Annotated in this window: 14 protein-coding genes; 11 read left to right on the forward strand and 3 right to left on the reverse strand. The window is 61.0% G+C overall.

What is annotated here, in order from left to right; genetic code table 11:
* The first annotated feature begins 107 nt into the window (after positions 1-107).
* The 7 genes from glyQ (at position 108) to D781_RS00145 (ending at position 8,873) form a co-directional block, all read left to right on the forward strand.
* Positions 108-1,022, forward strand: a complete 915-nt coding sequence (gene glyQ / locus D781_RS00115) for a glycine--tRNA ligase subunit alpha (protein ID WP_015344023.1) — start codon at positions 108-110, stop codon at positions 1,020-1,022.
* Positions 1,023-1,031: 9 nt separating this feature from the next.
* Entirely contained in the window at positions 1,032-3,101 is a 2,070-nt protein-coding gene (gene glyS, locus D781_RS00120; protein WP_015344024.1) for a glycine--tRNA ligase subunit beta, read from the forward strand.
* Positions 3,102-3,405: 304 nt separating this feature from the next.
* A complete protein-coding gene (locus tag D781_RS00125) occupies positions 3,406-4,125 on the forward strand; it encodes a DUF3053 domain-containing protein (protein WP_015344025.1) in 720 nt (239 codons plus the stop codon).
* A 512-nt stretch (positions 4,126-4,637) separates the two neighbouring features.
* Positions 4,638-6,557 carry a PTS mannitol transporter subunit IICBA gene (locus D781_RS00130; RefSeq protein WP_015344026.1) on the forward strand — a complete coding sequence of 640 codons (1,920 nt, stop codon included), beginning with the start codon at positions 4,638-4,640 and terminating at the stop codon, positions 6,555-6,557.
* A 58-nt stretch (positions 6,558-6,615) separates the two neighbouring features.
* Positions 6,616-7,767, forward strand: a complete 1,152-nt coding sequence (locus D781_RS00135) for a mannitol-1-phosphate 5-dehydrogenase (protein WP_015344027.1) — start codon at positions 6,616-6,618, stop codon at positions 7,765-7,767.
* Between the two features lie 93 nt (positions 7,768-7,860).
* Positions 7,861-8,412: an MltR family transcriptional regulator gene (locus D781_RS00140; protein WP_041411679.1), complete on the forward strand. Its 552-nt coding sequence runs from the start codon at positions 7,861-7,863 to the stop codon at positions 8,410-8,412.
* Positions 8,413-8,510: 98 nt separating this feature from the next.
* On the forward strand, positions 8,511-8,873 hold the full coding sequence (locus D781_RS00145; RefSeq protein ID WP_015344029.1) for a YibL family ribosome-associated protein: 363 nt from the start codon (positions 8,511-8,513) through the stop codon (positions 8,871-8,873).
* Positions 8,874-8,940: 67 nt separating this feature from the next.
* Here the strand turns inward: D781_RS00145 and yiiM are convergent, their stop codons facing one another.
* The 3 genes from yiiM to sodA form a co-directional block, all read right to left on the reverse strand.
* Positions 8,941-9,612, reverse strand: coding sequence for a 6-hydroxyaminopurine reductase (yiiM, locus tag D781_RS00150; RefSeq protein WP_015344030.1), 672 nt, complete (start codon positions 9,610-9,612; stop codon positions 8,941-8,943).
* 92 nt (positions 9,613-9,704) lie between these two features.
* Positions 9,705-11,633 carry a methyl-accepting chemotaxis protein gene (locus D781_RS00155; protein ID WP_015344031.1) on the reverse strand — a complete coding sequence of 643 codons (1,929 nt, stop codon included), beginning with the start codon at positions 11,631-11,633 and terminating at the stop codon, positions 9,705-9,707.
* Positions 11,634-11,755: 122 nt separating this feature from the next.
* A complete protein-coding gene (sodA, locus tag D781_RS00160) occupies positions 11,756-12,379 on the reverse strand; it encodes a superoxide dismutase [Mn] (protein ID WP_015344032.1) in 624 nt (207 codons plus the stop codon).
* A 345-nt stretch (positions 12,380-12,724) separates the two neighbouring features.
* Between sodA and fdnG the strand changes: the two genes are divergently transcribed.
* Genes fdnG through fdhE form a run of 4 tightly spaced genes read left to right on the forward strand, consistent with a single transcriptional unit; the run spans position 12,725 to position 18,251 of the window.
* Positions 12,725-15,772 (forward strand): formate dehydrogenase-N subunit alpha, encoded by a 3,048-nt coding sequence (gene fdnG, locus D781_RS00170; RefSeq protein ID WP_148285450.1) that lies wholly within the window; start codon positions 12,725-12,727, stop codon positions 15,770-15,772.
* Positions 15,773-15,784: 12 nt separating this feature from the next.
* Positions 15,785-16,690, forward strand: a complete 906-nt coding sequence (gene fdxH / locus D781_RS00175; RefSeq protein WP_015344035.1) for a formate dehydrogenase subunit beta — start codon at positions 15,785-15,787, stop codon at positions 16,688-16,690.
* Positions 16,687-17,322: a formate dehydrogenase cytochrome b556 subunit gene (fdoI, locus tag D781_RS00180; protein WP_015344036.1), complete on the forward strand. Its 636-nt coding sequence runs from the start codon at positions 16,687-16,689 to the stop codon at positions 17,320-17,322. Before fdxH ends, fdoI begins: the two co-directional genes overlap by 4 nt.
* On the forward strand, positions 17,322-18,251 hold the full coding sequence (gene fdhE / locus D781_RS00185; protein ID WP_015344037.1) for a formate dehydrogenase accessory protein FdhE: 930 nt from the start codon (positions 17,322-17,324) through the stop codon (positions 18,249-18,251). The genes fdoI and fdhE overlap by 1 nt, the downstream gene beginning before the upstream one ends.
* Positions 18,252-18,262 lie beyond the last annotated feature (11 nt).

Genomic DNA, 18,262 nt, shown 5'->3' on the forward strand with positions numbered 1-18,262 from the left:
TGCACGCTGATTTACACCGGAGGCCGGATTCTGGCTGTATATCTTACGGTCAACGGGTATACTGGCCCATTCCATCTAAATCCACTTGTATCGCGTGCGAATCTAACATGCAAAAGTTTGATACCAAGACCTTTCAGGGCCTGATCCTGACACTGCAGGACTATTGGGCGCGCCAGGGCTGCACCATTGTTCAACCATTGGACATGGAAGTCGGCGCGGGTACCTCTCACCCTATGACCTGCCTGCGTGCGCTGGGTCCAGAGCCGATGGCCTCCGCCTATGTGCAGCCGTCCCGCCGTCCGACCGACGGCCGCTACGGGGAAAACCCGAACCGCCTGCAACACTACTACCAATTCCAGGTGGTGATTAAGCCGTCACCGGACAATATTCAGGAACTGTACCTGGGCTCGCTGAAAGAGCTGGGTCTGGATCCGACCATTCACGATATCCGCTTCGTGGAAGACAACTGGGAAAACCCGACGCTCGGCGCCTGGGGCCTGGGCTGGGAAGTGTGGCTGAACGGCATGGAAGTGACCCAGTTCACCTACTTCCAGCAGGTCGGCGGCCTGGAGTGCAAGCCGGTCACCGGCGAGATCACCTACGGTCTGGAGCGTCTGGCGATGTATATCCAGGGCGTGGACAGCGTGTACGATCTGGTGTGGAGCAACGGCCCGCTGGGCGTGACCACCTACGGCGACGTGTTCCATCAGAACGAAGTGGAGCAGTCGACCTACAACTTTGAATACGCTGACGTGGATTTCCTGTTCAGCTGCTTTGAGCAGTATGAGAAAGAAGCTCAGCAGCTGCTGGCGCTGGAAAAACCGCTGCCGCTGCCGGCCTATGAGCGCATTCTGAAGGCCGGGCACACCTTCAACCTGCTGGACGCGCGCAAGGCGATCTCCGTCACCGAGCGCCAGCGCTATATTCTGCGCATCCGCACGCTGACCAAAGCCGTGGCGGAAGCCTACTACGCCTCCCGCGAGGCGCTGGGCTTCCCGATGTGTAAAAAGAACGAGAACTAAGAGGCAGCCATGACTCAACAGACTTTCCTGGTGGAAATCGGCACGGAAGAGCTGCCGCCGAAGGCTCTTCGTTCACTGGCGGAATCCTTTGCCGCCAACTTCAGCGCCGAACTGGACAACGCCAACCTTGAGCACGGTGAAGTCAGCTGGTTTGCCGCACCGCGCCGTCTGGCGCTGAAAGTGGCCAACCTGAGCGCGGCGCAGGCCGATCGTGAAGTGGAAAAACGCGGCCCGGCGATTGCGCAGGCGTTCGACGCCGAAGGCAAGCCGAGCAAAGCGGCCGAAGGCTGGGCGCGCGGCTGCGGCATCAGCGTCGATCAGGCCGAGCGTCTGAAGACCGATAAAGGCGAATGGTTGCTGTACCGCGCGCTGGTGAAAGGCCAGTCCGCACAGCAGCTGCTGGCGGAAATGGTCAGCAACGCGCTGGCCAAGCTGCCGGTGCCGAAGCTGATGCGCTGGGGCGACCAGGAGACCCAGTTCGTGCGTCCGGTGCACACCGTGACCATGCTGCTGGGCGATGAGCTGATCCCGGGCACCGTGCTGGGCATCGACTCGGCGCGCACCGTACGCGGCCACCGCTTTATGGGCGAGCCGGCGTTCACCCTCGATAACGCCGACCAGTACCCGCAGGTGCTGCAGGAACGTGGCAAAGTGGTGGCGGACTACGAAGAACGCAAGGCGATCATCAAGCGCGACGCCGAGCTGGCGGCGCAAAAGATTGGCGGTAAGGCCGATCTGAGCGACAGCCTGCTGGAAGAAGTGGCGTCGCTGGTGGAGTGGCCGGTGGTGCTGACGGCGAAGTTCGAGGAGAAATTCCTGGCGGTGCCGGCGGAAGCGCTGGTGTACACCATGAAGGGCGACCAGAAGTACTTCCCGGTGTATGACGCCGCGGGCAAACTGCTGCCGAACTTTATCTTCGTCGCCAATATCGAATCGAAAGATCCACAGCAAATCATCGCCGGTAACGAGAAGGTGGTGCGCCCGCGCCTGGCGGACGCCGAGTTCTTCTTTAACACCGACCGTAAACAGCGTCTGGAAGACAACCTGCCGCGGCTGGACAGCGTGCTGTTCCAGAAGCAACTGGGCACCCTGCGCGACAAGACCGACCGCATTCAGGCGCTGGCGGGCTGGATTGCCGGCCAGATCGGCGCCGACGTCAACCACGCTACCCGCGCCGGCCTGCTGTCGAAGTGCGACCTGATGACCAATATGGTGTTTGAGTTTACCGACACCCAGGGCGTGATGGGCATGCACTATGCGCGTCACGACGGCGAGGCGGAAGACGTGGCGGTGGCGCTGAACGAGCAGTATCAGCCGCGCTTTGCCGGCGATGCGCTGCCGCAGTCGCTGGTGGCCTGTTCGCTGGCGATTGCCGACAAGATGGACACCCTGGCGGGCATCTTCGGCATCGGCCAGCATCCGAAAGGCGACAAAGACCCGTTTGCGCTGCGTCGCGCGGCGCTGGGCGTGCTGCGCATCATCGTTGAGAAGAACCTGCCGCTGGATCTGCAGACCCTGACCGAAGAGGCGGTGCGTCTGTACGGCAACAAGCTGACCAACGCCAAGGTGGTGGATGAGGTGGTGGACTTTATGCTGGGCCGCTTCCGTGCCTGGTATCAGGAAGAAGGCCACGCGGTCGACACCATCCAGGCGGTGCTGGCGCGTCGTCCGACCAAACCGGCGGACTTTGACGCCCGCGTGAAGGCGGTGAGCCACTTCCGTACGCTGGACGAAGCGGCGGCGCTGGCGGCGGCGAACAAGCGTGTCTCCAACATCCTGGCCAAATCGACCGACACCCTGCTGGATCAGGTGCGCGCGTCGGTGTTGAAAGAGCCGGCGGAGCTGAAGCTGGCGACGCACCTGGTGGTGCTGCGCGACAAACTGCAGCCGTACTTCGCCGAAGGCCGCTACCAGGACGCGCTGGTGGAGCTGGCGGCGCTGCGTGAAACCGTCGACGAGTTCTTCGAAAGCGTGATGGTGATGGCGGAAGATGAAGAGGTGCGCGTTAACCGTCTGACGCTGCTGAGCAAACTGCGTGAGCTGTTCCTGCAGGTGGCGGATATTTCCGTCCTGCAATAAGCCCGTGTGGTGAGAAATCAAGGTGCCTGCAGACTGCTGACCAAGCCGGTTATTAGGGAGAGCGTGGCGATGGGGTCGTAGCGGCGTAAGCCGCCGAAGCGCCCCTCGTTACGCTAGGCCCGGGTATCTCGATCTATCAGGCGGTTTTGTCATTAACCTTAAAGGCGCCTGCGGGCGCCTTTTTTACGCCGCTTGCCGCGGGAATCGGCAAAGCGCGGGCAGTTGATCTATTCTTAAAGTCGCAGGGAGCGGCAACAGGCAGGAAGCTGATGAAAAGACACGTTTATCACGGGAGTTATTTCACATGGCGGTAGGGACTCAGAGCAAGGGCGTGATGCGCTGGTTGGCGCCGATCGTAGCGTTGTTGGTGGTGATGCAGCTGGCTGGCTGCGGCGATAAAGAGCCGGAGCAGCGTAAGGCATTTATCGACTATCTGCAAAACACCGTAATGCGCAGCGGCGCGAAAATACCGACGCTGAGCGAAGACCAGAAGCAGAAGTTCGGCAACTATGCCGGCGATTACGCGGTTTTAGTCGCATTTTCACAGCAGTTAAATAAATCCGTCGACGCCAGCCTGACGCCGGCTATCGATCAGGTGAGCCAGATCCGCACCGCGCAGGACTATATCGGCAAGCGCGACGGGCTGCAGCAGTCGATTGGCGCGCTCAACCTGCTGGGGCAGCAGATACAGACCGCCAAGTCGCAGGCGGACAGCGCCAGAGCGGCGCTGAAGCAGCCGGACGATCTGAAGGCGGTGTATAACCAGGCCTACGACAAAATCGTCACCGCGCCGGCCAATGCGCTGATGCCGACCATCCCGGCCGCCGCCGGCTTTATCCAGGAGCTGGTGCAGGTGGGCGACTTCCTGCAGGCGCAGGGGAATCAGGTCAGCTTTAACAACGGCGGCGTGCAGTTCCGCAATCAGCAGCAGGTCGCGCAGTACAACGCCATGATGACTAATCTGGCGGCCAAGCAGCAGGACCTGCAAAACGCGCAGAAGACCCTACAGAATATCGTGCGCTAATCGACCCATCCGCCGGGGCGGCTTATCGTCCCGGCAACCATGCCGCGCGGTTTTCCCCACCATTTCTGTACTACACTTCACGATAATCCCGCGTTGTAACTTTATTACGGCTAAACGGCCCGTTTCCTCGCGCTGGCGCCTGCCGACGTGGGGAGGTTGCTCAGGCCGCATCGTGCCGAAAATAAAATGTGATAAACATCACAATATAAAAACAAAGATGCAAAATTAAAATGTGATTTTAATCACAAAAAATAGCGTTTTTGGCTCGTTATGGCGGCAGCGTTGCTTTTTTACACGCGGTAATTGTGATCGTGATCACTATTAATGGTGGTGTTTATAGCCTCTTTGGGTGATCTGTATCACAAAATTTTCATCGGGTACGCGTTGTCAATCGAGCGTGCTAGAGTCCGCCTCACAGACAGCACCAAGCGGCTGGAACGTAACAACAATAATGCGCGCTCTTATTCGCCGGCGCGTAATGCTATTACCGCTTCACAATAGGGGTGTGTTTTATGCTTTCACCAGACATTAAGGTCAAAGTGCAGAACTTTGGTCGTTTCCTCAGCAATATGGTGATGCCGAACATCGGCGCGTTTATCGCCTGGGGTATCATCACCGCACTGTTTATTCCTACCGGCTGGCTGCCGAACGAAACGTTGGGCAAGCTGGTCGGCCCGATGATCACCTACCTGCTGCCGCTGTTGATCGGTTATACCGGCGGTAAGCTGGTGGGCGGCGATCGCGGCGGCGTGGTCGGCGCAATCACCACCATGGGGGTGATCGTCGGCGCCGATATGCCGATGTTCCTTGGCGCTATGATCGCCGGCCCGCTGGGCGGCTGGGCCATCAAGCATTTTGACCGCTGGGTGGACGGCAAGATTAAGAGCGGTTTCGAGATGTTGGTGAACAACTTCTCCGCCGGCATTATCGGCATGCTGCTGGCGATCCTGGCCTTCCTCGGCATCGGGCCGCTGGTGGAAACGCTGTCCAAACTGCTGGCGGCGGGCGTACACGTTATGGTGGTGCACAACCTGCTGCCATTGACCTCGATCTTCGTCGAACCGGCGAAAATCCTGTTCCTGAACAACGCCATCAACCACGGCATCTTCTCGCCGCTGGGCATTCAGCAGGCGACCGAGGCCGGCAAATCCGTCTTCTTCCTGATTGAAGCCAACCCCGGCCCGGGGCTGGGCGTGCTGATGGCCTATATGTTCTTCGGCCGCGGCAATGCCAAACAGTCCGCCGGCGGCGCGGCGATCATCCATTTCTTCGGCGGCATTCACGAAATCTATTTCCCGTATGTGCTGATGAACCCGCGCCTGATTCTGGCGGTGATCCTCGGCGGCATGACCGGCGTATTCACGCTGACGATGCTGAACGGCGGTCTGGTGTCTCCGGCCTCACCCGGCTCGATTCTGGCGGTGCTGGCGATGACGCCGAAGGGCGCCTATTTCGCTAACCTGGCGGCAATCCTGGCGGCCTTCGTGGTCTCCTTTGTGGTCGCCGGCTTCCTGCTGAAAACCTCTAAAGTGAAAGAAGAGGACGATCTGGAAGAAGCGACCCGCCGGATGCGCGATATGAAATCACAGGCGAAAGGCGGCCAGGCGGCCGGCGCCGCGCTGGACGGCGACCTGAGCACGGTACGCAAAATCATCGTGGCCTGCGACGCGGGCATGGGCTCCAGCGCCATGGGCGCCGGGGTGCTGCGTAAGAAAGTGGCCGATGCCGGGCTGACCCGCATTTCGGTCACCAACAGCGCCATCAACAACCTGCCGGACGACGTGGATCTGGTGATTACCCACCGCGACCTGACGGAGCGCGCAATGCGTCATGCGCCGCAGGCGCAGCATATCTCGCTGACCAACTTCCTCGACAGCAATCTGTACAGCGACCTGACCGCGCGCCTGCTGGCCGCCAACGACGGCGGCGCGTCCCAGCCGCAGCCGGTGACGGCCGCGCCTGATGAGAGCGTCGTCGACGACGAACCGGCGCTGTTCAAACTGGGGGAGGGCAACGTGTTCCTCGGCCTGGAAGCCAGCGATAAAGAGCAGGCGATCCGCTTTGCCGGCGAGCAGTTGGTGAAAGGTGGCTACGTCGAGGCGGAATACGTGCCGGCGATGCTGGAGCGTGAAAAACTCACCTCTACCTATCTGGGCGAATCCATCGCCGTGCCGCACGGCACCATTGAGGCCAAAGACCGCGTGCTGCGCACCGGGGTGGTGTTCTGTCAGTACCCGCAGGGCGTGCGCTTCGGCGACGAAGAGGACGAGGTGGCGCGCCTGGTGATCGGCATTGCTGCGCGCAATAACGAGCACATCCAGGTGATTACCAGCCTGACCAATGCGCTGGACGACGACACGGTGATTGAGCGGCTGGCAAATACCACAAGCCGGCAGGAAGTGCTGGAGCTGCTCGGCGGCAAGAAAGACTAAATCCCATAGGGGCGCAGCGTCAGGCTGCGCCCTTGTCATATTTAAGAAGGTTATCATTATGAAAGCATTACATTTTGGCGCCGGTAATATCGGCCGCGGCTTTATCGGCAAACTGTTGGCCGATGCGCATGCCGAACTGACTTTCGCCGACGTTAACCAGACGGTGCTGGACGCGCTCAATCAACGCCATAGCTACCCGGTGCGCATCGTCGGCGAGCAGGAGCGCACGGAAACGGTGAACAACGTCAGCGCGGTCAACAGCGGCAGCGATGACGCGGTGGCGCTGATCGCCGACGCCGATATCGTCACTACCGCCGTCGGCCCGCAGATCCTGGCCAAAATTGCCGGCACGATCGCCAAAGGGCTGAGCGAACGCCGCCGGCAGGGCAATGCGCGGCCGCTGAATATTATCGCCTGCGAAAACATGGTGCGCGGCACCAGCCAGCTGAAACAGCAGGTCTTTGCCGTGCTGTCGGCGGACGACCAGGCGTGGGCGGAGCAGCATGTCGGCTTTGTCGATTCCGCGGTGGACCGCATCGTGCCGCCGGCGGAAGCGGGCAGCGACGATCCGCTGGCGGTGACGGTGGAAACCTTCAGCGAGTGGATTGTCGACCAGACCCAGTTCAAGGGCGCGCCGCCGGCGATTGCCGGCATGGAGCTGACCGATAACCTGATGGCGTTTGTTGAACGTAAACTGTTTACGCTTAATACCGGCCATGCGATTACCGCCTATCTGGGCCAGCAGGCCGGGCTGCAGACCATCCGCGACGCGATTCTCGACCCGGCGGTGCGCCAGGTGGTGAAGGGCGCGATGGTGGAGAGCGGCGCGGTGCTGATCAAGCGTTACGGCTTTGCGCCGGAAAAACACGCGGCCTATATCGAAAAAATCCTCAGCCGGTTTGAAAACCCTTACCTGCACGACGACGTCGAGCGTGTGGGCCGCCAGCCGCTGCGTAAACTGAGCGCCGGCGACCGCCTGATCAAGCCGCTGCTGGGCACGCTGGAGTATGGCCTGCCGCACGCCAACCTGATTCAGGGCATCGCCGCCGCCATGCACTACCGCAGCGCCCAGGATCCGCAGGCGCAGGAACTGGCGCAACTGCTGAGTGAACGCGGGCCGAAAGCCGCGCTGGCGCAAATTTCCGGTCTGCCGGAGGACGGCGAGGTTGTGGAACAGGCCGTAGCTGTGTATAACGCCATGCAAAAGTAGCGCGTGATGATGAACACACGGGCGCAGCGTGCTGCGCTCCAGCAGACCGAGTTCGCCATTGACGCCCTCCCCCACGCCTTTCGAACAGCGACAATGGAAGAAGCACAGGCATTTGAAAACCAGGTTCTGGAAAAGCTGAACGCCGGCAAAACGGTACGCAGCTTCCTGATCGCGGCGGTAGAGCTGCTGGCGGAAGCGTTGAACGTACTGGTGGTGCAGGTGTTCCGCAAGGACGACTATGCGGTGAAGTACGCCGTCGAGCCGCTATTGTCCGGCGCCGGTCCCTTGGGGGAGCTGTCGGTGCGGCTGAAACTGATGTATGGCCTGGGGGTGATCGCGCGCCATGAGTATGAGGATGCCGAACTGCTGATGGCGCTGCGTGAAGAGCTGAACCACGACGGCGCCGAGTACCGCTTTGTCGATGATGAAATCCTCGGGCCGTTCGGCGAGCTGCACTGCGTCAGCGCGCTGCCGCCGCAGCCGGCGCTGTTGCCGCCCGGCGAGGCGGATGAAGCGCTGCTGGCGATGCAGCAGCAGCGCTACCAGCAGATGGTGCGCTCCACCATGGTGCTGTCGGTGACCGCGCTGATTGCCGGCATCGGCGCCAAACAGCCGTCGCGCCTCTCCCCGCTCGGGCGCCCGTAACGGCGTCCGCGCATCCCGCCGGGTAACCGGCCGCGCATTTTGCTACAATGCAGCAAACCCTCCTTAAACGTGCCGGTTCGGCACTTCAGGTCAGAGAAATGAAAGAGAAAGAAAAGGCAGAGATTAAGCGCCTGAGCGACCAGCTGGACGCGCTGAACCACAAAGACGTGCAGGTGATCCAGCAGGGCAACCCGGAGCTGATCGCGCAGCACAGCAAGGAAAAAGAGAAGCTGGCAACGGAGATCGAGCGCCTGAAAAACGTGCGTACGGAAAAGCTGAGCGGCGAAGCGCAGAAGCTGCAAAAACTGCCGTTCAGCCGTGAAATCACCAAAAAAGAGCAGGCCGATATGGGCGCGCTGAAGAAAAGCGTGCGTGGGCTGGTGGTGGTGCACCCGATGACCGCGCTGGGCCGTGAAATGGGCCTGAAAGCGGTCACCGGCTACGCGAAAAAAGCCTTCTGATCCCCGGCGGGGCGACGCGTGCGCCCCGTCACTCCTCCCCGCGGAGCCTCTTCCTCGCCGCCGTTCGTCAGCGGCCCAGCAAACGACGGTTAAAATCTTCGATTTTGCCGCTGCGGATGCGCAGCAGCAGGGTTTTGCTCCAGCTGGCGGATAGCCCGGCCGCCGACAGCAGGCGGCGATACTGCTCCTCGTCAAACGGCATATGCCAGGCGATGCTTACCGCCTCGGCCACCGTGACCTCGCTGCAGCGCGCCGCCAGCTCCAGCGGCAGGTCGCCGCTTACCTGGCCGGGCGAAATCACCCGGTACAGCCAGCCGCAGCGGCCGCTTTGCTGCATCAGCAGCGACAGATCGTCGATGTCGAAATGATCGTTGAGTTTGAAGCACGGCGAGCGCGGCTGCGTCACCTGAATCAGCGCCTCGCCCCAGCGGAAAATATCGCCGATAAACACGTTGTGCTCGGTCAGGCCGCGGGTTGAGAGGTTTTCGCCGAATGCCGGCGGGCTGAACAGCCCGGCCTGCGCCGGAAACTGCTGCCGCCAGTGGTCATAATGTTCAATCGGGTAGTGGCACAGCGCGCGATCGGGGCCGCCGTGGTAGCTTTTTTCCGCCTGCTGATCGCCCTCCAGGCCGAGCGGGGTCAGCGGCAGGGCGCCGTCGACCTGCCGTTTGGCGATCGCGCTCGGGCGTCCGCCCGGATAGGCCTGAATGTGGCCGATATAGACGTCGGGGTTGGGCATAGGGGGCCTCCTGGCTCAGAACACGGCTTAGCATAGCCTGAGTGAGCCGGAAGGAACAGAGACGCCGCCCCGAAAATGGGGCGGCGATACGGTCAGAAGGTGGTCCAGTTATCCTGCTCGTTCTGGACGGGGGCCGCCGGCTTGGCCGGGCGCGGCGTTGGCGCGTCGGTCGCCGTAACGCCGGGAGACGACGCGTCCGCCAGCTGGAACACCGCCACGCTTTGCTGCAGGATTTCCGCCTGCTCTTCCAGCGAATCGGCGGCGGCGGCGGACTGTTCCACCAGGGCGGCGTTTTGCTGCGTGGTCTGATCCATTTCGGCGATCGCGTGGCCGATCTGGTCGATGCCGCGCGTCTGCTCGTCGGAGGCGGAGGCGATCTCCGCCATGATATCGCGCACGTGGCTGACGGCCTGTACGATCTGCTCCATAGTGCTGCCGGTCTCTTCCACCAGTCGGGTGCCGTTCTGCACGCGGTTGACCGACTCGCCGATCAGCCCTTCGATCTCCTTGGCCGCCTGCGCGCAGCGCTGCGCCAGGCTGCGCACTTCGCTGGCCACCACCGAGAAGCCGCGGCCCTGCTCGCCGGCGCGCGCCGCCTCAACGGCGGCATTCAGCGCCAGAATATTGGTCTGGAAAGCAATGCCGTTGATCAGGGTGGTGATTTCGGCAATACGTTGCGAACTGCTGGAGATATCGCGCATGGTGGCGATCACGCTGCCCACCAGCTTGCCGCCCTGCTGAGCGGTATCGGAGGCGTCCGACGCCAGCTGGTTGGCGTGATGGGCGTTGTCCGCGTTCTGTTTCACCGTGGCGGTCAGCTGCTCCATGCTGGCGGCGGTTTCTTCCACCGCCGCCGCCTGTTGCTCGGTGCGCGAGGAAAGATCGGTATTGCCGGCGGAGATTTCACCGGCGGCGGTATAAACCTGGCCGACGCCCTGCTGGATTTTTTCAATCATATCGCGCAGGTTCTGGTTCATGGTCGCCATCGCCTGCAGCAGTTTGCCCAGTTCGTCGCGGCGTTCAGGGACTTCCACCCGGCGCAGATCGCCGGTGGCGATGCGCTGGGCGATGGCCAGCGTGTTGTGCAGCGGTCGGGTGATTTGCAGCGTCATCCGCCATGACACCAGCAGCCCGGCGATAATGGCGATCAGCGTCGTCAGCCCCATGCTGAACTGCGCGCTGTTGATATCGTTATTGGTCTGCGTCAGTTCATCCAGCAGAAAGGCGCGGGACAGCGTGCCGATGTCGGTGGTGGTTTTCTCCAGCGTTGCGCCCGCAGCCCGTTCAGCTTCGTAAGCGGGCATGAAGGCTTTGACACGGTTCTGATAATCGTCCAGCTCGGCCAGCAGTGGCTGCAGCAGCGGCTTTTGGCTGTCCGACAGCTGCTGATTGAGCGCCTGTGCGTTGCGGCGTACCTCTTCAATGGCTGCCAATAGCGGCGCTTCGGCTGCGCGGTTGCGGTTCAGCAGCAGGCCGCGTGCGCCGTAGCGCACCTGCATCAGACGGTTGTTAAGCCGCAGGAACGGCAACTGCAGCGCGCCGCTGCCGAGCTGCCGCTCTGTCTGCGCCAGCTGCTGCTGGATCTCCGACATATTCCAGCTCTGGCGCACCGCATCTTTGGCGGCCACCGCGTCGACGAATTTCTGTTCCTGCTCGCGGTATTCATCGATCAGCGTATCCAGCCGCTTCAGGTCCTTGCGGCTCTGCGGATCCCAGTTCAGGCTGTTGCCGCGGTCGAGCAGTTTATCCACCTGGTTGATATTGGCCGTACTTTTATCCAGGAACTCCGACTGGTATTCCTGCAGATACATCAGCCGGTTGTAGCGGGCCCGGTTGATCTGATCGTTTAACTGATTGCTGAAGCTGATGCGTTCCGCGCGGGAGTCGATCTGTGTGAGGTAGTGGATGCCGGTGGCGGCGATGATGATTGCCAGCAGCAGCATCAGGAAGAAGCCGAGGGTGAGTTTTTTTCCGACGCCGAGATGAACGTACCGGCTCGTCAGTGTTTGCAATACCGCCATTTTTTGTCCCTTTTTTAAGCGATGCCATGGGAAAAACCATCGGCATGGCAGGGATAAACTTTAGCGGTTTTTTAAGCAAAAAAATGCCCGCGGGACGCGGGCATGATGACGAGATGAAAGGATTACTTCTTGGCGGCGAAACGCGCTGCGGCTTCGTCCCAGTTCACCACGTTCCAGAATGCTTTGATGTAGTCCGGGCGTTTGTTCTGATATTTCAGGTAGTAAGCGTGCTCCCACACGTCCAGGCCGATCAGCGGGAACCCGGAGGCGCCGGCAACGGCTTCGCCCATCAGCGGGCTGTCCTGGTTGGCGGTGGAGACCACGGCCAGCTTGCCGTCATCTTTCAGCACCAGCCATGCCCAGCCGGAACCGAAGCGGGTAGCGGCGGCTTTCTCGAACTCTTCCTGGAATTTCTCCACGCTGCCGAAGTCGCGCTCGATAGCGGCTTTCAGATCGCCGGACAGGGTGGTGCCGGTTTTCAGGTTTTTCCAGAAGAAGCTGTGGTTGGCGTGGCCGCCGGCGTTGTTGCGCATAAAGGTGCGCTTGTCGGCCGGAACTTTATCCAGGTCTTTGATCAGCTCTTCAACGCTCAGCGACGCCAGTTCCGGGTAGGCTTCCAGCACGGTGTTGGCGTTGTTGACGTAGGTCTGATGGTGTTTGGTGTGATGGATCTCCATCGTCTGCTTGTCAAAGTGCGGTTCCAGCGCGTCATAGGCGTACGGCAGTGATGGCAGTGAATAACTCATGATCATCGTCTCCAGTGTGATAGGGCGGCGCAAGAATGTAAGCACCGCGTAAGCAGTCGGATCATTATAGTTAATTAAATGATATTGAAAATGATTATCAATGCCCCTTGTTTTGTGCGGTTTTTGCGCAACTCATGAGTGTGATCAATGTCTCACTTTTGTGTCATATTGTGTCTATATTGTTCACTGACAGAGCACGGCTTTATAACAACCCCGGTATCGCTATGGTAATATACGGGGGTTATAACGTTATTAATATAACAACGATCATTATTAGCGCTTCCACGCCCGGCGTGAAGCAGGCGCACTCGAAACAATGTGACTACGCGATGAAGGAGACCCCCCATGCAGGTCAGCAGAAGGCAGTTCTTTAAGATCTGCGCTGGCGGTATGGCAGGGACGACGGTGGCCGCGCTGGGGTTCACCCCGGAAGCGGCGTTAGCGGAAACCCGGCAGTACAAACTGCTGCGCGCCCGTGAAACCCGTAATAACTGTACGTACTGTTCCGTCGGCTGTGGGTTGTTGATGTACAGCCTTGGCGACGGCGCCAAGAACGCAAAAGAAAGCATTTTCCATATCGAAGGGGATCCGGATCATCCGGTCAGCCGCGGCGCGCTTTGCCCGAAAGGCGCAGGCCTGGTGGATTTCATCCACAGCGAAGGCCGTCTGCAGTACCCTGAATACCGCGCGCCAGGCTCTGATAAATGGCAGCGCCTCAGCTGGGACGACGCCTTTACCCGCATCGCCAAGCTGATGAAAGAGGACCGCGACGCCAACTTCGTCGCCACCAACGAACAGGGCGCCACCGTTAACCGCTGGCTGTCCACCGGCATGCTGTGCGCGTCAGGCGCCAGTAACGAAACCGGCTATTTAACGCAAAAATTCACCCGCGCTCTCGGCATGCTGGCCGTAGACAACCAGGCGCGCGTCTGACACGGACCAACGGTAGCAAGTCTTGCTCCAACATTTGGTCGCGGTGCGATGACCAACCACTGGGTGGATATTAAGAACGCGAATTTGATCGTCGTGATGGGCGGCAATGCGGCAGAAGCGCATCCGGTGGGGTTCCGCTGGGCGATGGAAGCCAAAATTCACAATAAAGCCAAGCTGATTGTGATCGATCCGCGCTTTACCCGTACGGCATCGGTGGCGGATTTCTATACGCCAATCCGTTCCGGCACCGACATTGCTTTCCTGTCGGGCGTACTGCTGTACCTGATCACCAATAACAAAATTAACCGCGAGTACGTCGAGGCCTACACCAACGCCAGCCTGCTGGTGCGGGAAGATTTTGCCTTTGAAGACGGCCTGTTCAGCGGTTACGACGCCGACAACCACAAGTACGATAAAACCACCTGGAACTACCAGCTGGACGAAAACGGCTACGCCAAGCGCGACGTCACGCTGCAGGATCCGCGCTGCGTGTGGAACATGCTGAAAGAGCACGTCAGCCGCTATACGCCGGACGTGGTGGAGAATATCTGCGGCACGCCGAAGGCCGACTTCCTGCAGGTGTGCGAATACATCGCCGAAACCAGCGCCCACGACCGCACCGCATCGTTCCTGTATGCGCTGGGCTGGACGCAGCACTCGGTCGGTGCGCAGAACATCCGCACCATGGCGATGATCCAGCTGCTGCTGGGCAATATGGGCATGGCGGGCGGCGGCGTCAACGCGCTGCGCGGCCACTCCAACATTCAGGGGCTGACCGACCTGGGCCTGCTGTCGCAGAGCCTGCCGGGCTACCTGACCCTGCCGTCCGAACAGCAGACCGATCTGAACGGCTACCTGAACGCCAACACGCCGAAGGCGCTGCTGCCGGGGCAGGTCAACTACTGGAGCAACTACCCGAAATTCTTCGTCAGCCTGATGAAGAGCTTCTACGGCGACAAGGCGCAGAAAGAGAACGACTGGGGCTTTGACTGGCTGCCGAAGTGGGACAAAGGCTACGACGTCCTGCAGTACTTCGAAATGATGGCGCAGGGCAAGGTCAACGGCTACTTCTGCCAGGGCTTTAACCCGGTGGCGTCGTTCCCGAACAAAAACAAGGTCGTTGCCTCGCTGTCCAAGCTGAAGTTCCTGGTGACCATCGACCCGCTGAATACCGAAACCGCCAACTTCTGGCAGAACCACGGCGAGTTTAACGACGTGGATCCGTCGCAGATTCAGACCGAGGTCTTCCGCCTGCCGTCCACCTGCTTTGCCGAGGAGAACGGCTCGATAGTCAACTCCGCGCGCTGGCTGCAGTGGCACTGGAAGGGCGCCGACGGCCCGGGCGAAGCGATGAACGACGGTGAAATTCTGTCGGGCATCTTCAGCCGGCTGCGCGAGATGTACGCGCGCGACGGCGGCGCGACGCCGGAGCCGGTGCTGAACATGACCTGGGACTACCTGACGCCGGAAAATCCGTCGCCGGAAGAGGTGGCGCAGGAGAGCAACGGCAAGGCGCTGGCGGATATTCTCGACGCCGACGGCAAGGTTCTGGTGAAAAAAGGCCAGCAGCTGAGCACCTTCGCCCATCTGCGCGACGACGGCACCACCGCCAGCGGCTGTTGGATCTTCGCCGGCAGCTGGACGCCGGAAGGCAACCAGATGGCGCGCCGCGACAACGCCGACCCGTCCGGCCTCGGCAATACGCTGGACTGGGCCTGGGCGTGGCCGCTTAACCGCCGCATTCTGTATAACCGCGCCTCGGCCGATCCGTCCGGCAAGCCGTGGGATCCGAAGCGTCAGATGCTGGAGTGGGACGGCGCCAAGTGGACCGGGATGGATGTGCCGGACTACAGCACCGCCGCGCCGGACAGCGACGTCGGGCCGTTTATCATGCAGCCGGAAGGCATGGGACGTCTGTTCGCCATCGATAAAATGGCGGAAGGGCCATTCCCGGAACACTACGAGCCGTTTGAAACGCCGCTCGGCACCAACCCGCTGCATCCGAAGGTGGTGTCCAACCCGGCGGCGCGCGTGTTTAAAGACGATCTGGCGACGATGGGCAAATCCGACAAGTTCCCGTACGTCGGCACCACCTACCGTCTGACCGAGCACTTCCACTATTGGACCAAGCACGCGCGGCTCAACGCCATTGCGCAGCCGGAGCAGTTTGTGGAGATCGGCGAAAAACTGGCGCAGAAGAAAGGCATCAAACAGGGCGATACGGTCAAAGTCAGCTCCAACCGCGGCTATATCAAGGCCAAGGCGGTGGTGACCAAGCGTATCCGCACGTTGCAGGTGAACGGTCAGGAGGTCGATACCATCGGCATCCCGATCCACTGGGGCTACACCGGGGTGGCGAAAAAAGGCTTCCTGGCCAATACCCTGACGCCGTTTGTCGGCGACGCCAATACGCAGACGCCGGAGTTCAAGGCGTTCCTGGTCAACGTGGAAAAGGTGTAACGGAGACGAGTTATGGCAATGCAATCTCAAGACATCATTCGTAAATCCGCCACCAACGGCCTGACGCCGGCGCCGCGCGCCCGCGACGACAAAGCGGAAGTGGCGAAGCTGATTGACGTCACCACCTGTATCGGCTGCAAAGCTTGTCAGGTGGCCTGTTCCGAGTGGAACGACATCCGCGATGAGGTCGGCCACAACGTCGGGGTGTACGACAACCCCGCCGATCTGACCGCCAAGTCCTGGACGGTGATGCGTTTCTCCGAAGTGGAGATGGACGACAGCGGCAAACTGGAGTGGCTGATCCGCAAGGACGGCTGCATGCACTGCGCCGACCCGGGCTGCCTGAAGGCCTGCCCGTCGGAAGGGGCGATCATCCAGTACGCCAACGGCATCGTCGACTTCCAGTCGGAGCACTGCATCGGCTGCGGCTACTGCATCGCCGGCTGCCCGTTCGACGTGCCGCGCATGAACAAGGACGACAACCGGGTGTACAAATGCACCCTGTGCGTCGACCGCGTTGATGTCGGCCAGGAGCCGGCCTGCGTGAAAACCTGCCCGACCGGCGCCATCCACTTCGGCACTAAAGAGGCGATGAAAAACGTCGCCGCCGAGCGGGTGGGCGAACTGCAGACGCGCGGCTACCAGAACGCCGGGCTGTACGATCCGGCCGGCGTCGGCGGCACGCACGTGATGTACGTGCTGCACCACGCCGACAAGCCGCAGCTGTATCACGGCCTGCCGGACAACCCGTCGATCAGTCCGGCGGTGACGTTCTGGAAAGGCGTGTGGAAACCGCTGGCGGCCATCGGCTTTGCCGCCACCTTCGCAGCGAGTATCTTCCACTATGTCGGCGTCGGCCCGAACCGCGTCGAAGAGGACGAGAACGACGAGCTGCACGATGAGGAGACGCGCAAATGAGGAAGGAAAAGCCAATTCAGCGCTACAGCGCGCCGGAGCGGATTAACCACTGGATCGTGGCGTTCTGCTTTATTCTGGCGGCCATCAGCGGGCTCGGGTTCTTTTTCCCGTCCTTTAACTGGCTGATGAATATCTTCGGCACGCCGCAGCTGGCGCGCATTCTGCACCCCTTCGCCGGGGTGATCATGTTTGCCGCGTTTATGCTGATGTTCCTGCGTTACTGGAAGCATAATCTGATCAACCGTGAAGATATCCTCTGGGCCAAGAACATCCACAAGATTGCGATGAACGAGGAAGTCGGCGACACCGGGCGCTATAATTTCGGCCAGAAGTGCGTCTTCTGGGCGGCGATTATCAGCCTGCTGCTGCTGCTGGCCAGCGGCATCGTTATCTGGCGTCCTTACTTTGCGCCGGCCTTCTCCATCCCGCTGATCCGCATCGCGCTGCTGGTGCATTCGCTGGCGGCGGTGGGGCTGATTATCGTGATTATGGTGCACGTCTACGCCGCTCTGTGGGTGAAAGGCACCATCACCGCGATGGTCGAAGGCTGGGTGCCGGCCGCCTGGGCCAAGAAACACCACCCGCGCTGGTACCGTGAGGTCCGCGAAAAACGACAGGAAAATAAACCCTGATGAGTATCCGCATTGTTCCTAAAGAGCAGTTAGGGGCACAGCGTGAAAAGCCACACACGGCGGAAGCAATTCCGCCGTTACTTTTCGCGAATCTGAAAAGCCTGTACACCCGCCGCGCTGAACGCCTGCGTCAGCTGGCGGCCGATCACCCGCTGGGGGATTACCTCCACTTCGCCGCCGCCATCGCCGAGGCGCAGCAGCATGCGCTGCATGACCACCCGCTGCAGCTGGACCTGTCCGACGCGCTGCGTCAGGGCGCCGAACGCGGCAAACCGCCGCTCGATCTCAGCGTCTATCCGCGCAGCGCGCACTGGCGCACGCTGCTGACGGCGCTGATCGCTGAGCTGCGCCCGCAGGCGCCGCAGCACGTGCTGGCGGTGCTGGATAACCTGGAAAAGGCCGCCGAGCAGGAGCTGGAGCAGATGGCGACCGCCTTGCTCAACCGCGAATTCGCGCAGGTGGGCAGTGAGAACGCGCCCTTTATCTGGGCGGCGCTGTCGCTGTACTGGGCGCAGATGGCCAGCCAGATCCCCGGCAAGGCGCGCGCCGAATACGGCGAACACCGCCAGTTCTGCCCGGTGTGCGGCAGCATTCCGGTCTCCAGCATGGTGCATATCGGCACCGTCAACGGCCTGCGCTACCTGCACTGCAACCTGTGCGAGAGCGAGTGGCACGTGGTGCGGGTGAAGTGCAGCAACTGCGAGCAGACGCGCGATCTGAACTACTGGTCGCTGGACAGCGAGCAGGCGGCGGTGAAGGCGGAAAGCTGCGGCGACTGCGGCACCTATATGAAAATTCTCTATCAGGAGAAGGATCCGCAGGTGGAAGCGGTGGCCGACGATCTGGCGAGCCTGATCCTCGATGCCAAAATGGAAGACGAGGGCTTTGCCCGCAGCAGCATCAACCCGTTCCTGTTTCCGGGCGAGTAAAGCGGGAGCCG

The sequence above is a fragment of the Serratia sp. FGI94 genome (genome assembly GCF_000330865.1).
Lineage (GTDB): Bacteria > Pseudomonadota > Gammaproteobacteria > Enterobacterales > Enterobacteriaceae > Serratia_B > Serratia_B rubidaea.